The sequence below is a fragment of the Pseudomonas sp. P7548 genome (assembly GCF_013386585.1).
Taxonomy (GTDB): domain Bacteria; phylum Pseudomonadota; class Gammaproteobacteria; order Pseudomonadales; family Pseudomonadaceae; genus Aquipseudomonas.
Genome location: NZ_JACARO010000047.1, coordinates 73,560 through 89,101 on the forward strand (window position 1 = coordinate 73,560; position 15,542 = coordinate 89,101).

Consider the following 15,542-nt stretch of genomic DNA (forward strand, 5'->3'; position numbering starts at 1 on the left):
CTCTTCGCGAGCAAGCCCGCTCCCACATTTTGAAGGCGTTCACAGATCAAAATGTGGGAGCGGGCTTGCTCGCGAAAGCGGCCTGATGAACGCCGCAGCTCTTTAAACTTTGAACTGGTTGATCAGCCGCCGCTGCTGCTCCGCCAACTTGGTCAAATCCGCACTGGCCGCACTGGACTCATCCGCGCCACCCGCCACTTCATTGGCCACTTGGCCGATATTGATCACGTTGCGGTTGATGTCCTCGGCCACTGCGCTTTGCTCCTCGGCCGCGCTGGCGATCTGGGTGTTCATGTCGTTGATCACCGACACCGCCTGAGTGATCGTCTCCAGCGCCTCGGCCGCCTTGGCCGCGTGTTGCACGCTTTCATCGGTGCGGTTCTGGCTGTCTTCCATCACCCGCACCACGTCCCGCGTGCCTTGTTGCAGCTGCTGGATCATGGTCTGGATTTCTTCGGTGGCCTTCTGGGTTTTCTGCGCCAGGTTGCGCACTTCATCAGCCACCACGGCAAAACCACGGCCCTGCTCGCCGGCCCGCGCCGCCTCGATGGCGGCGTTGAGCGCCAGCAGGTTGGTCTGCTCGGCAATCCCACGGATGGCGGTGAGGATGGCGTTGATGTTCTCGCTGTCTTTGGCCAGGGTTTGCACCACGCCCACTGCCTTACCGATTTCCTCGGCGAGGGCGCCGATGGAGGTGGAGGTGTCGCGCACGATGCGCATGCCCTGGCTCGCCGCCTGGTCGGCATGGCTGGCGGCCTGAGCGGCCTGGGTGGCATTGCGTGCTACGTCTTGCGCAGTGGCGGTCATCTCATGCACGGCGGTCGCGACCTGGTCGATCTCCACCATCTGTTTATGCACGCCCTGGTTGGTGCGAATCGCGATGTCGGCGGTATGTTCCGACGAGTCGCTGACCTTCTGCACCGAACTCACCACTTGGGTGATCATGCCCTGAAGCTTGATCAGGAAGGTATTGAAGCCGCTGGCAATTGCGCCCAGCTCATCGGCGCGATCACTGGTCAGGCGGCGGGTCAAGTCACCTTCGCCCTGGGCGATATCGTTGAGCATGGCCACCATTTGTTTGAGCGGGCGGGCAATACCGTGGCCCACCAGCCAGATCACCAGCAAACCGATGCCGGCGATCAGCAGGCCGACCATGGCCATGCCGAAGGTGTCGGTCTTGCGTTGGGCTTGCAGGTCGCTTTGCAGCTTCTGCGAGTCGGCCATCACCGCGCTGAGCGGCAGTTGCAGCATCAGGGTCCAGCGGGCTTCGGCCTGGCCGATGTTAAACGGCAGGAACAGTTCGATGTGCCCGTGTGCCTTGTCGATGTCGTAGCGCACTTCGCCGACTTTCAGTTGGCTGAGGTTGGCCAGTTCGTTGCTGTCGAGCAGGTCGGAGGCTTTTTCACCGAGCTTGCTGGCGTCCTTGGTATAGGCCACCAGGCGTCCGTTGCTGGAGATCAGGGCCAGTTCGCCAGCGCCGTTGTAGAGGTTCTGGTCGGCGCGGGTGAGCATTTCCTGGATGAAGTTCACCGACAGGTCGGCGCCGACGATGCCCTGGAAGGTGCCATCGATCATGATCGGTTCGATAAACGAGGCCAGCATCACCATGGCGTTGCCCACCTTATAAGGGGCGGGGTCGATGGCGCAGGGTTTCTTGGTTTCCTTGGAACACAGGTAGTACTCACTGGCGCGCACGCCGGTGGAGAGGATGTTCTGGTCGTTGACGTCGGCCAGCTTGTCCAGGCCCAGGCTGCCATCGGCGTTGCGGTACCACCACGGCAGGAAGCGGCCGTCGGCGGCCATGCCGACGATGGGGCTGTTGATGTAGGCGGCGTCGTTGTGGTCGATCGCGTTGGGTTCCCAGCCGATGTAGGCGCCGAGGATCTTCGGGTTGCGCACCACGGTTTCATGCAGCAGGCCGATCAACTGTTCGCGGCCGATCTGCAGGGCCGGCTCGCCCTTGGCGTCTTTCATGCCGAGCAGGGCATTGGTGGTGGCCAAGCCCTTGGCCGTCACCAGGGGCGCTTCCAATTCACGCTGGATCAACGTGGCCTGGGTTTGCGCCAGGGTGGTGAGGCGTTGTTCGATGATTTGCTCGAACTGCGTCTGGGTGCGTTCCTGCACCATTTCCTGGGTGCGTGCGCCGGCAAACAAGGCGTAGAGCACCAGTACTGCGACCACGCTCAGCACGATGGCCCCGGTCAGTGCCGCGACAGAAAACTGAATCGACTTGAATTTCATGAACGCTCCGGACGCAGGGGGAGATTGGCTGCTTTTTTGTATCGGCCACGGGGTCGGGAGGCTTAAGGCTTGTCCTACAAAATAGTGCGGGGTGTCGCAAATGAGACTTTCGCTGCCGCAGTGAAGGTGTGGGATGTATCCGAAATCCAGCGGTTACACGTCTGGTGTATCTGGCGCCAATACAATTGACCGCCTACGATACGCGGCATGTTTTCAGGGAGCGTGTTCATGAAGAAGTCTTGGGCGGTAAGTGGTTTGGTTGCGGCGTTGCTCATGGCGGGTTGCCAGGCGGTCAACACCACCAGTGGCGGCGCAGTAGGCGTTGAGCGCAAGCAATATATGTACAGCATGTTGTCGAGCCAGGAAGTCGACCAGATGTACGCGCAGTCCTACCAAAAGACGTTGACCGAGGCCAGTGGCAAGGGCGTTGTCGACAAGACCAGTGCCAATGCCAAACGCGTGCAGGCCATTGCCAAGCGTTTGATCGTCCAGGTGCCGGCTTTCCGCCCGGATGCGGCGCAATGGCAATGGGAAGTGAACTTGATCAAGAGTGACGAGATCAACGCCAACTGCGGGCCGGGCGGCAAGATTTTTGTCTATAGCGGGCTGATCGAAACGCTCAAGCTGACCGACGATGAGTTGGCGGCGGTAATGGGCCATGAAATCGCCCACGCCTTGCGCGAGCACAGCCGTGAAGCCATGTCCAAGGCATACGGTATCGAGATGGCCAAGCAGGGTGCTGCCGCGATCTTTGGCCTGGGTCAGAACAGCATGGCACTCGGTGATGCAGCCGTTCAGTACGGCATGACCTTGCCCAACAGTCGCGCCAATGAAAACGAAGCTGACTTGATTGGTTTGGAGTTGTCCGCTCGTGCCGGCTACAACCCGAACGCAGCGATTACCTTGTGGAACAAGATGGCCAAGGCTTCGGAAGGCGCGCCTCCTGAGTTCATGAGCACACACCCGGCTTCCGACAGCCGAATCGCTTCGTTGCAAGCCGCGATTCCAAAAGTGATGCCGCTGTACCAGCAGGCCAAAAAATCCTGATGCTCCAGGTTCGCTGATGATCCAAATGTGGGAGCTGGCTTGTCGGATCGCCGCACCGCTGCGATAGCATCGGCTCGGTTCATCTGCTAAACCGAGTTGCCTGCATCGCAGCGATGCGGCGACCCGACAAGCCAGCTCCCACATTGGATTGGGTTTACAGATCTAGATCCAGCCGCTGCTCTGCATGGCCTTGTACACCGCCACCACGGCCAGGATAAAGAACGCGGTGGCCGCCAGTCGGCGAATCAAGGTCAGCGGCAGTTTCTCCGCCGCGAAATTCCCCGCCAATACCACCGGCACGTTGGCAATCAGCATGCCCAGGGTGGTGCCGATGATCACCAGCCACAACTCCGGGTACTGCGCCGCCAGCATCACCGTGGCGATCTGCGTCTTGTCACCGATTTCCGCCAGGAAGAACGCAATCAACGTGGTCAGGAACGGCCCGAATTTGCGCGTGGTGCTGGCTTCGTCATCGTCGAGCTTGTCGGGTACCAGGGTCCACAAGGCCGTGGCGCAGAAACTCGCCGCGAGGATCCAATGCAGCACCGCATCCGAGAAGAAGCTTCCGAACCAGGCCCCCACGGCACCGGCCGCCGCATGGTTGGCCAGGGTCGCGGCGACGATGCCGGCGATGATCGGCCAGGGCTTGCGAAAGCGTGCGGCAAGGATGAGCGCGAGCAGTTGCGTCTTGTCGCCGATTTCGGCCAAGGCAACGATTGCGGTAGGTACGAGTAATGAATCCAGCATCAGGTAGGTTTCCAGGGGCGGGTCGACACGGCTATGACACGTACAGCCTTCCCGCCCCGGGTAAGGTGTGCGTGTCATAGGTCTTGTCAAACCCCGGTCCGTCTGTGCGGACTCCTGGGTCGCATACGCCATGGTCTGCTGACCAAGTATGTTGACGTATGCCGGACGAGCGTGGCGCTCGTGGGAGACTACTCCCCTAGGACGGAGCGGATTCTGCCTAGGCAAAACCCATTCGGCAAGCCTTCTTTTTCAAACGCCCGTCAGCCGCGCTTGGCACGGTAAATGCGGAAACCATTGCCTTCGGCCTTGATTGCGCACACGCCCAGATGCTCTTCGATCAGCGGTTGGTACTTGAGGAAGCTGTTGGCAACCAGGCGAAGTTCGCCGCCTTTTGCCAGGTGTTTCGCGGCTTTTCGCAGCAGGTTTTCCGTGGCGAAATAATCTGTGTGCACCCCGACATGGAACGGCGGGTTGCTCAAAATCGCGTTCAAACCCATTGGCGCGGCGTCGATTCCGTCACCGGTCAGCACCTCGGCTTCCAGACCATTGGCAGCCAGCGTCAGGCGGCTGCTGGCGGCGGCGAAGGCATCCACATCGAGCAGGGTCACGCTGTTGTGCGGGTAGCGACGTTTGACCGCAGCCCCCAGCACGCCGGCGCCGCAACCGAAGTCCAACAGGTGGCCGCTGGGCAGCTTGTCCAAGTGTTCCAACAGCAATTCGGTGCCGCGATCCAGTCGCCCGTGGCTGAACACGCCGGGCAGGCTGACCACCTTGAGGGGGCCTTCGGCCAGTGGCACATCGAACACCTGGGCCAGGCTTTCCAGTTCGACCGCGTGCGGGGCATTGGCCACGGTGACTTGCCACAACTGGCAGTGCCGCGCGTTATCCAGCTTGCGTGGCTTGCCAAACGGGATCATCTGTTTGGCGGCGCTTTCGATGCCGGCCTTTTTCTCCCCTACCAGAAACAGCTCGGCGCCGGGCAGGCGTGCGGCCACGGCGTTGAGCAGGTAGTCGGTGAGGTCCTTGGATTTGGGCAGGAAAATCACGGCGGCATCGAACGCACGCTCGGGCACGTTCACGCCGAATTGGCTGCGCTCGGGGAAGCGTGCGTCCAGGGCTGCCTGGTCGCCCGCGTGCCAGCTCCAGCCGTGGGCATTGGGCAGGCGGCCCAGCAAGTCGTCGGCAGGCAACCCGACCAGCAGCAGGTTGCCTTGAAAAAGTTCGGCCTGACGAAGCAGTACTTCACTGCGCGGATCCATGGTCTGCTCCTTGAAAAGGGGCGCAGTTTATCAACTCACGACGCGCAACGGTGCGCCGCTGAAAAAGCCCCGGGCGTTTTCCGCCAGTTGGCCGACGATGCGCTGACGTGCTTCGCGACTGCCCCAGGCGTTGTGCGGGGTGACGATCAACCGAGGAATATCGCCCGCCAGCAGTGGGTTGCCATTGACCGGCGGCTCCACGCTCAGCACATCGGTGGCCGCGCCGCCCAGGTGACCGCTGCGCAACGCATCGGCCAGCGCCTGTTCGTTGATCAAGCCGCCGCGTGCGGTATTGACCACAAACGCGCCAGGCTTGAGCAACGCCAGTTCACGGGCGCCGATAAAGTCGCGGGTGTGTTCGTTGAGCGGGCAGTGCAGGGTCAGTGCGTCCACTTGGGCCAGCAGCTCATCCAACGGCACGCGATCGGCGCGGGCAGGGCGCCCTGGAATCGCACCGAGCAGCACGCGCATGCCGAAGGCCTCAGCCAGGCGCGCTACCGCGCCGCCCAACTCGCCGTGGCCGAGCAGGCCGAGGGTTTTGCCTTCCAACTCGACAATCGGGTGGTCCAGCAGGCAGAACTGCTTGGCTTGTTGCCATTTGCCGGCGCTGACATCCCGCTGGTAGTCCTTCAAGCGCGTGGCCAGGTTGAGCAACAGCATGAGCGTGTGCTGCGCCACCGCCGGCGTGCCGTAGCCCTGGCAATTGCTCACGGTGATGCCGTGCGCGCGGGCGGCGTCGAGGTCGACGTTGTTGGTGCCGGTGGCCGACACCAGGATCAGCTTGAGTTCCGGGCAGGCCGCTAGGGTGTCGGTGCTGAGGGCGATCTTGTTGCTGATGACGACGTGGGCGCCTTGCACCCGTTCAACCACGTTCTGTGGCGTGGTGTCCGTGTACAACTGCAACTCGCTGAAGCTGTCTTGCAGCTCGCTGAGGTCAAGGTCCCCCAGGTCCAGGGAAGGGTGATCAAGGAAGACCGCACGGCGATTGTTCGTCATCAACTGTACCTTTTGCGACAGGGTTTGAAGGCGTAATCTCCGGAGCCTATCAGATGAAATAATCAGTTACTTAATGGAGTGAGCATGTACGTCGCCGAGTTTTTGACCGTAGCCTTGATTCACTTGTTGGCGGTGGCCAGCCCCGGCCCGGATTTCGCCGTGGTGGTCCGCGAAAGTGTGACCCATGGCCGTCGCGCCGGAACCTGGACAGCCCTGGGCGTGGGGTCGGCGATTTTTCTGCATGTGGGTTACTCGTTGCTTGGCATTGGCTTGATCGTGTCCCAGTCCATCGTGCTGTTCAACGCACTCAAATGGGCGGCCGCGGCGTACCTGCTGTACATCGGCTTCAAGGCCCTGCGTGCGCAGCCCGCCAAACCACCGGTCGAAGGCGAGTTGCACCGCGAAGCGGGCGAGTGCACCCCGCGCGGCGCGTTTACCGCAGGCTTCGTGACCAACGGCTTGAATCCCAAGGCCACGCTGTTCTTCCTGTCGCTGTTCACGGTGGTGATCAACCCGCACACCCCGCTGGCGATCCAGGCCGGTTACGGCGTGTACCTGGCGGTGGCGACAGCGCTGTGGTTCTGCCTGGTGGCCATGCTGTTCAGCCAGCAGCGCGTGCGCGCCGGCTTTGCCCGCATGGGCCACTGGTTTGACCGCACCATGGGCGCGGTGCTGATTGCGATTGGGGTGAAGCTGGCGTTTACCAGCATGAAGTAAACGATATCTCTGGATGAGCACAGTCCAAATGTGGGAGCGGGCTTGCTCGCGAATACGGTGGATCAGCAATGAAGGTATTGCCTGACACACCGCATTCGCGAGCAAGCCCGCTCCCACATTGGATCTGTGTAAGGTATCGGTAGTGGCTCAAAGCTAGCATTCATTGGGCGCTGCAAATCATTCCTTTGGCTGATTTGGCTGAAACATAAGGTCTCTAAAGTGCAAGTCTTCAAGCCAAGACCGTGTAGTCAGATAAGGGATTCGTATGTTGCAGACCCGTGTTATCCCACCCGCCGAAGGCGCGTACCAATACCCGCTGTTGATCAAACGCCTGTTGATGTCCGGGACCCGCTACGAGAAAACCCGGGAAATCATCTACCGCGACAAACTGCGCTACACCTACCCCACCCTGATCGAGCGGGTGGCCCGGCTGGCCAATGTGCTGACCGAGGCCGGGGTGAAGGCCGGCGATACCGTGGCAGTGATGGATTGGGACAGCCATCGCTACCTCGAATGCATGTTCGCCATCCCGATGATCGGCGCGGTGATCCACACCATCAACGTGCGCCTGTCGCCGGAACAGATCCTCTACACCATGAACCACGCCGAAGACCGCTTCGTGCTGGTCAACAGCGAGTTCGTGGGACTTTACCAGGCGATTGCCGGGCACCTGACGACCGTCGACAAGACCCTGCTGCTCACCGACGGTGACGCCAAGACCGCCGAGCTGCCAGGCCTGGTGGGCGAGTACGAAACCCTGCTGGCCGCCGCCAGCCCCACGTACGACTTCCAGGATTTTGACGAAAACTCGGTCGCCACCACCTTCTACACCACTGGCACCACCGGCAACCCCAAGGGCGTGTACTTCACCCACCGCCAACTGGTCCTGCACACCATGGGCGTGGCGACGATCATGGGCAGCGTCGACAGCGTGCGTCTGCTGGGCACCAACGACGTGTACATGCCGATCACGCCGATGTTCCACGTACACGCCTGGGGCCTGCCGTATGTGGCGACCATGCTTGGCTTGAAGCAGGTCTACCCCGGCCGCTACGACCCCGAGTACCTGGTGGAGCTGTGGCGCAAGGAAAAGGTCACGTTTTCCCACTGCGTGCCGACCATCCTGCAGATGGTGCTCAATGCCAAGGCGGCCCAAGGCGTGGATTTTGGCGGTTGGAAAATCGTGATTGGCGGCAGTGCGCTCAATCGGACCTTGTACGAAGCCTCCAAGGCCCGTGGGATTCAGCTGACGGCCGCGTACGGTATGTCCGAGACCGGGCCGCTGGTGTCCTGTGCCCACCTCAATGAAGAGCTGATGGCCGGCACCGAGGATGAACGCACCACCTACCGCATCAAGGCCGGTGTGCCCGGGCCACTGGTGGAGGCGGCAATCATCGACGCTGACGGCAACTTCCTGCCTGCCGATGGCGAGTCTCAGGGCGAGTTGGTGCTGCGGGCGCCGTGGCTCAGCGAAGGTTATTTCAACGAGCCTCAGAAGGGCGCCGAGCTGTGGGAAGGCGGCTGGATGCACACCGGTGACGTGGCCACGTTGGATGCATTTGGCGTGATCGATATCCGTGACCGCATCAAGGATGTGATCAAGACGGGCGGGGAGTGGATCTCGTCCCTGGCCCTGGAAGACCTGGTCAGCCGCCATCCGGCGGTACGCGAAGTAGCGGTGGTGGGCATTGCCGACCCGCAGTGGGGTGAGCGTCCGTTTGCCTTGCTGGTGGTGCGTGATGGCCATGTGATAGGTGCGCGGGAGCTCAAGGAACACCTCAAGCCCTTCGTTGAATTGGGCCACCTGAGCAAGTGGGCGATTCCGAGCCAGATCGCGGTTGTTACTGAAATTCCCAAGACCAGCGTAGGAAAGCTCGACAAAAAACGTATCCGCATCGACATCATCGAATGGCAGGCCAACAACAGTACGTTCCTGTCCACCCTGTGATGCTTTCCGCCGCGCCCGTTCGGGCGCGGCAATGCTCTATCTGGCGCCTTCACTTGTGATTTGCCGATTTTCAGCCATCCTTGCCCCGCCGACCTTTGTCGGCATGGCGAAAGGGTTGCGGCAGACGGGTCGGTGATGCAAATCACACTTTAGAGGGATCAAGCGATACCCCCTGCTGGCTATAGTCCTTCCCAGAGTTTTTCAAGGATGTTGCGCTTCGGGCCATGGGGGCTCGGTTGCCGTCCGGCATTGGAATCGTTGTATTCCGGCCGTTACATGCATCTGTAAGAAAAAGCTCACTGCCATAACAATAATGCACATGGAGTAGCGTCGATGACCTCAGTAAACCAGTTCTGGCGCCGGGCAAGACTGCCCTTGGCCGTCAGTCTCGCTTCTACGCTCGCCGGGCCCGCATTCGGCGTCAGTTTCAACATCGGTGAAATCGAAGGCAGCTTTGACTCCTCCCTGTCGGTGGGGGCGAGCTGGTCGACGGCCAAACCCAACCAGGATCTGATCGGGGTCAACAACGGCGGCAAGGGCCTGTCCCAGACCTCCGATGACGGCCACTTGAACTTCAAGCGCGGGGAGACGTTCTCGAAGATCTTCAAGGGCATTCATGACCTGGAACTGAAATACGGCGACACCGGCGTGTTTGTGCGCGGCAAGTACTGGTACGACTTCGAACTCAAGGATGAAAGCCGTCCGTTCAAGGACATCAGCGACAACAACCGCAAGGAAGGCGCCAAGTCTTCTGGCGGGCAGATCCTCGACGCCTTCATCTACCACAACTACAACATTGCCGATTTGCCGGGCAACGTGCGTTTCGGCAAGCAGGTGGTGAGCTGGGGTGAAAGTACCTTCATCGGCGGCGGCATCAACTCCATCAACCCGATCGACGTGTCCGCATTCCGTCGCCCGGGGGCCGAGATCAAGGAAGGCTTGATTCCGGTCAACATGTTCTATGTGTCGCAAACCCTCACCGACAACCTGTCGGCCGAGGCGTTTTACCAGCTGGAATGGGACCAGACGGTGACCGACAACTGCGGCACGTTCTTCTCGCAGCCCGATATCGTGTCCGACGGTTGCAACAACAACCTGCGTGTCTTGAACAAGCGCTCGACCATCCCGACGGCATTCCTGCCGGCACTGGCTGCCCGTGGCGTAGACATCAACAACGAAGGCGTCTTGGTGCGTCGCGGTGGCGACGACGATGCGCGTGACAGCGGCCAGTGGGGCGCGGCGCTGCATTACAACTTCGAACCACTGGACACCGAGTTCGGCGCGTACTTCATGAACTACCACAGCCGTGCGCCGATCTTCAGCGCTCAAGCGGCTTCCCAGGCGGCGTTCAACAGTGCGGCACCGTTGGGCCAATTGGCACCGTTGGTCGTGGCGGGTAACTCCCGGTACTTCATGGAATACCCGGAAGATATTCGCCTCTATGGCCTGAGTTTCTCCACCACGCTGCCTACCGGCACCGCCTGGAGTGGTGAGTTGAGCTATCGCCCGAATGCGCCGGTTCAAATCAGCTCCACTGACATCCTGTATGCCGGTGTTACGCCTTTGCCAGGCCTGGGTGATGCGTCGATCATCAAAGGCTCGCCGGGCCAACTGCTCCACGGCTACAACCGCAAGGAAATCACCCAGTTCCAGACGACCTTTACGCACTTCTTCGATCAGGTCATGGGCGCCAGCCGCCTTACGCTGGTGGGCGAAGTCGGGGTTACTCACGTGGGTGGCCTGGAAAGCAAAAATGATGTGCGTTATGGCCGCGATCCAGTGTTCGGCCCTGGCACCTTGCCCAATGGTTTCTGCCCGACGCTCAACGGGCGGACTGTCGCCGGTGCAGGCCCGGGGGCCGATGCCAGCAACGTCTCCGCCAACTGCAACAACGACGGTTTCACCACGTCCACCTCGTGGGGCTACCGTGGTCGTGCCATCTGGGAATACCCGGATGTGTTCGCCGGCGTGAACCTCAAGCCGAGCGTTGCCTGGTCCCATGACGTCAAAGGTTATTCGCCAGGTCCTGGTGCCAACTTCGAAGAAGGTCGTAAAGCGGTCAGCCTGGGTCTGGATGCGGAATACCAGAACACCTACACCGCCAGCCTGAACTACACCAACTTCTTCGGCGGCGACTACAGCACCGTGAATGACCGCGACTTTGTCGCCCTGAGCTTCGGCGTGAACTTCTAAGCACACACTCTTTTTGCAGTCTGTATTTCAGGAAGACCAGAACATGAAAATAACCAAAAGTCTGTTGCACGTGGGTGTGCTTGGGCTGTCGATCCTGGCGAGCAACGTCATGGCGGCAGTGTCGGCGGATGAAGCCGCCAAGCTGGGCACGACCCTGACGCCGATGGGCGCTGAAATGGCCGGTAACGCGGCGGGCACCATTCCGAAGTGGTCGCCGCTGCCGACCAACGCCGGCGCTGTCGACGCCCGTGGTTTCCTGGCCAACCCTTACGCCAGTGAACAACCGCAATTCACCATCACCGCGGCAAACGTCGAACAGTACAAAGACAAGCTGGCGCCGGGGCAGTACGCAATGTTCAAGCGCTACCCGGACACCTTCAAGATGCCGGTCTACCCGACCCATCGCGGCGCCACCGTGCCGGCGGATGTGTTCGCGGCCATCAAGAAGAACGCCACCACCACTAACCTGGTGTCGGGCGGCAACGGCCTGGAGAATTTCGAAACCGCCGTACCGTTCCCGATTCCAAAAAGCGGCGTGGAGGTCATCTGGAACCACATCACCCGTTATCGCGGTGGCAGCGTAACCCGCCTGGTAACCCAGGCCACGCCGCAAACCAACGGCTCCTTCAGCCTGGTGTATTTCAAAGACCAGTTCGTGTTCCGCGACAAGATGAAAGACTTTGACCCGAAAAACCCGGGCAACGTGCTGTTCTACTTCAAGCAGCAAGTGACCGCGCCGGCCCGCCTGGCCGGTGGCGTGCTGCTGGTGCACGAAACCCTGGACCAGGTGAAGGAGCCGCGTTCGGCGTGGGTCTACAACGCCGGCCAGCGCCGTGTGCGCCGGGCGCCGCAAGTGTCGTATGACGGCCCGGGTACTGCCGCCGACGGCCTGCGTACTTCCGACAACCTCGACATGTACAACGGCGCACCGGACCGCTACGACTGGAAGCTGGAAGGCAAGAAAGAAATCTACATCGCCTCCAACAGCTACAAGATCGACGATCCGAAGCTCAAGTACGCCGACATCATCAAGGCCGGTCACATCAACCAGGACCTGGCGCGTTACGAGTTGCGCCGCGTCTGGCACGTGGTCGCCACCTTGAAGGAAGGTCAGCGTCACATCTACGCCAAGCGTGACTTCTTCATCGACGAAGACACCTGGCAAGCCGCGGTGATCGACCATTACGATGGCCGTGGCCAACTGTGGCGCGTCGCCGAAGCCCATGCCGAGAACTACTACGACAAGCAAGTGCCGTGGTACGCCCTGGAAACCCTCTACGACCTGCAGTCCGGCCGCTACCTGGCCCTGGGCATGAAGAACGAAGAGAAACAGGCCTATGACTTCGGCTTCACCGCCACCACCAGCGACTTCACCCCGGCGGCCCTGCGCCAGGATGGCGTCCGCTAACCCGCGATAATTCGCCAATGTAGAAGCTGGGCTTGTGTGGGAGCTGGCTTGCCTGCGATAGCATCACCTCGGTAGGTCTGACAGACCGAGGTGGCTGCATCGCGGGCAAGCCCAGCTCCCACATTTGTTTGTGTTGAGATTTTTTGTCGCAGTTCTTTTTCAGGCAAATGTTGCAAAGATCTACAAACCCGCCGCTTTTACCGCTAGTCTGCGGACATCTGCAATGCCGACAACAGCCTTCTACAAGAGCCCGGCGATGACTGATCTGTCCCGAATCCCAGGGCCTGCAAGCGTCGTGATTCCGACCCTGGAAGCACGCTTTTTCAGGCCACCGCTGCCTGACGGCTACGTGCTGCGGCCTCGCCTGTGCGAACGGCTGGGTGCGGGGTTGGAAGGGCGCTTGCTGCTGGTCAGCGCGCCAGCGGGGTTCGGCAAAAGTTCGTTGGCGGTGGAATTCTGCCAGGGCCTGCCGGCCCATTGGCAAAGCCTGTGGCTGGGGCTGAGCCCCCGGGATAACGACCCCGGCCGCTTCCTCGAGCGCCTGCTCGACGGCCTGCAGCAATATTTCCCCCAGATCGGCGCCCAATCCCTGGGGTTGCTGAAAATGCGCCAGCGTCACCAGCCGTTTGCCTTTGAAGAATGGCTCGATGGCTTGCTCGACGAGCTGACGCTGCACCTTTCCACGCGCGCGCCGTTGTTGCTGGTGCTGGATGACTACCACTTGGCCCAGGGTCCGGTGCTGGATCGCTGCCTGCAGTTTTTCCTCAACCATTTGCCCGACGGCCTGGTGGTACTGGTCACCAGTCGCCAGCGTCCGGATTGGCATCTGGCGCGGTTGCGCCTGTCACGGCATCTGCTGGAATTGCACGAGCAAGACCTGCGCCTGACCCACGATGAGTCGTTGGCCGTATTGCACCAGCACAGCAACTCACTGCGCGGCGAGGCGCTGGATAACCTGATCCGGCGCAGTGAAGGCTGGGTGGCGGGCCTGCGTTTCTGGTTGCTGGCCGCCTCTGAGGCCGGCAATGAAGGTGCCTTGCCGCAGAGCCAGCACGGCGGGGAAGGGCTGATTCGTGATTACCTGCTTGAAGAGGTGATCGATTGCCTGCCTGCCGAAGTCCAGGCGTTCCTCTACGACACCGCCCCCCAGGAACGTTTTTGCGCCGAACTGTGCGACGCAGTGCGTGATGCCCACGACAGTGCCGAAACCCTGCGTTACCTTCAGGCACATCAAGTATTCCTGGTACCACTGGACGAGCAGGGCCACTGGTTCCGGTATCACCATCTGTTTTCCGATTTGCTGCGCACCCGTCGTGCAAAAAACGCCACATTGCCGGTGGCCAGTCTGCATCTGCGAGCGTGTCGCTGGTTCAACGCCCAGGGCCTGATCGATGAAGCGGTGGAGCAGGCCTTGCGCGCCGGTCATCTCGACGTAGCCGCGAACCTGGTGCAGAACCTGTCTGAAGAGCAATTGCTGGCCGAGCAGAACGTGGGCATGCTGTTGCGCTGGAAGATGGACTTGCCCGACAGCCTGCTGATCAGCACGCCGCGCTTGATCGTGCTGTACAGCTGGGCCTTGGGGCTGGCGTGCCAGCTGGATGCGGCAGAAGAATTATCTGGCTACCTCAGTCGCTTCCTGCCGGCACCGTCGGCCACCGCGCAAAAGTCGATGCTGGCCCAGTGGCTGGCACTGAGCGGGATCATCGCCCGGGGGCGCGGCGACCGCGAACTGACCCAGCGCTATTGCGGCGAGGCCCTGGAAAGCCTGCCGCAAAAGCGCTACGGCCAGCGCCTGATGTGCCTGTCGACGCTGTCCAACCTGGCCATTGTCGACGCCGACCTGTGGCGCGCCCGTGGCCTGAACCGCGAGTCCCTGGAGCTGGCGCAGCGCGTCGGCAACCCGTTGTTCGAAGCCCTGGCCCATTACGACCGCGCCCGCGTGTTGCAGGCCCGGGGCGAAATCCTGCGCTCGCTCGATGAGGTGCGTCAGGGCCTGCAGCGTTTGCATGGCCTGGCGCCCCAGCGGCTGTACGCCGTGCGTGCGCGCTTATCGCTCTACGAAGGTTATTTGCTGCTGGCGCGCTATCAGCCTGAAACCGGCTTGGCGCGCTTGCGTGCCGGCCTGGCCGAAGCCCGTGCCTGCCGGGATATCAGTGTGCTGATCGGGCATTGCGTCATCGCCAACTTCGAAGGGCGGCGCAATGATTTTCCCACGGCGTTCGCCGAACTCGCCGAAGCCGAGCGCCTGATGCATATCTGGGATGTGCCGCCGATCTACTACCTGGCGATGATCACCCTGATCAAATGCGAACTGTGGCTAGCCCAGGGCCGCACCGACCTGGCCGATGCCTGGCTGGCGCGGTTGGGGCAGACCTACAACGGCGAGCATGCCGCTGCGGCCCCGGAGTTTCATCCGCACCTGCCGCAACACATCGGCCTGCAGCAAGCCGCGCTGGACGCCACGCGCCATCAACCTGCCGCCGCCCTGCAACGGCTTGATGAACTGGCGCAACAGGCACACAACGACGGCCGCCAGATGATTGCCCTGATGGCGCTGACCCAACAGGCGCATCTGCTGCTCGAAACCGGCCAGGAAACCAAGGCGCGGCCGGTGCTGGCCCGTGCTCTTGAAGCGGGAGCCGGTGGTGCGCTGCAACCCTTCCAGCGTTTGCTGGAGAGCCACCCCGACTGGATGCGCGAGCAGCTTGGCAGAGACCCCCATGGCTTGCTGAATCAAAGCCTGCTGGGGCTGCTTCCGGTGGTTGCGGTTGCCGAAACCTCACCCAGCCACGAAACCTTGAGCGCCCGCGAACTGGCGGTGCTGCAGCTGATCGCCCAAGGCTGTTCCAACCAGGAAATCAGCAATCGGTTGTTCATTTCGCTGCACACGGTGAAGACCCATGCGAGCCATATCAACAGCAAGCTGGGCGTAGAGCGGCGCACGCAGGCGGTGGCAAGGGCGCAGGAGTTGCGCTTGATTGGCTAG

10 protein-coding genes, 1 pseudogene and 1 riboswitch are annotated in these 15,542 nt (G+C 61.4%); of the genes and pseudogenes, 6 read left to right on the top strand and 5 right to left on the bottom strand.

The annotated features are described in order from the left end of the window. Positions 1–102: 102 nt before the first annotated feature. Both HX803_RS33175 and HX803_RS33180 read right to left on the bottom strand, forming a co-directional pair. A complete protein-coding gene (locus HX803_RS33175; protein ID WP_371262124.1) occupies positions 103–945 on the bottom strand; it encodes a methyl-accepting chemotaxis protein in 843 nt (280 codons plus the stop codon). A gap of 15 nt (positions 946–960) precedes the next feature. Then, positions 961–2,241: pseudogene (locus tag HX803_RS33180) on the bottom strand (HAMP domain-containing protein); the annotation flags it as partial. Between the two features lie 228 nt (positions 2,242–2,469). Between HX803_RS33180 and HX803_RS19700 the strand changes: the two are divergent. After that, positions 2,470–3,288, top strand: coding sequence for a M48 family metallopeptidase (locus HX803_RS19700; RefSeq protein WP_178922737.1), 819 nt, complete (start codon positions 2,470–2,472; stop codon positions 3,286–3,288). Between the two features lie 162 nt (positions 3,289–3,450). On the opposite strand, the gene HX803_RS19705 is transcribed toward HX803_RS19700, so the two are convergent. From HX803_RS19705 to HX803_RS19715, 3 genes are all read right to left on the bottom strand, one after another. Further along, on the bottom strand, positions 3,451–4,035 hold the full coding sequence (locus HX803_RS19705) for a TMEM165/GDT1 family protein (protein WP_101266603.1): 585 nt from the start codon (positions 4,033–4,035) through the stop codon (positions 3,451–3,453). An 89-nt stretch (positions 4,036–4,124) separates the two neighbouring features. After that, positions 4,125–4,244, bottom strand: a riboswitch (yybP-ykoY riboswitch). Between the two features lie 51 nt (positions 4,245–4,295). Beyond that, positions 4,296–5,294, bottom strand: coding sequence for a class I SAM-dependent methyltransferase (locus HX803_RS19710; protein WP_178922739.1), 999 nt, complete (start codon positions 5,292–5,294; stop codon positions 4,296–4,298). A 30-nt stretch (positions 5,295–5,324) separates the two neighbouring features. Beyond that, on the bottom strand, positions 5,325–6,290 hold the full coding sequence (locus HX803_RS19715) for a 2-hydroxyacid dehydrogenase (protein WP_178922741.1): 966 nt from the start codon (positions 6,288–6,290) through the stop codon (positions 5,325–5,327). 84 nt (positions 6,291–6,374) lie between these two features. Between HX803_RS19715 and HX803_RS19720 the strand changes: the two genes are divergently transcribed. The 5 genes from HX803_RS19720 (at position 6,375) to HX803_RS19740 (ending at position 15,542) form a co-directional block, all read left to right on the top strand. After that, a complete protein-coding gene (locus HX803_RS19720; protein ID WP_178922743.1) occupies positions 6,375–7,007 on the top strand; it encodes a LysE family translocator in 633 nt (210 codons plus the stop codon). A gap of 265 nt (positions 7,008–7,272) precedes the next feature. Further along, positions 7,273–8,955: a fatty acid--CoA ligase gene (locus HX803_RS19725; RefSeq protein WP_178922745.1), complete on the top strand. Its 1,683-nt coding sequence runs from the start codon at positions 7,273–7,275 to the stop codon at positions 8,953–8,955. 333 nt (positions 8,956–9,288) lie between these two features. After that, positions 9,289–11,148 carry a DUF1302 domain-containing protein gene (locus tag HX803_RS19730; protein WP_178922748.1) on the top strand — a complete coding sequence of 620 codons (1,860 nt, stop codon included), beginning with the start codon at positions 9,289–9,291 and terminating at the stop codon, positions 11,146–11,148. Between the two features lie 43 nt (positions 11,149–11,191). Then, complete coding sequence (locus HX803_RS19735; RefSeq protein ID WP_178922750.1) at positions 11,192–12,556, top strand: DUF1329 domain-containing protein; 1,365 nt, start codon at positions 11,192–11,194, stop codon at positions 12,554–12,556. 256 nt (positions 12,557–12,812) lie between these two features. Next, positions 12,813–15,542 carry a LuxR C-terminal-related transcriptional regulator gene (locus HX803_RS19740; RefSeq protein ID WP_178922752.1) on the top strand — a complete coding sequence of 910 codons (2,730 nt, stop codon included), beginning with the start codon at positions 12,813–12,815 and terminating at the stop codon, positions 15,540–15,542.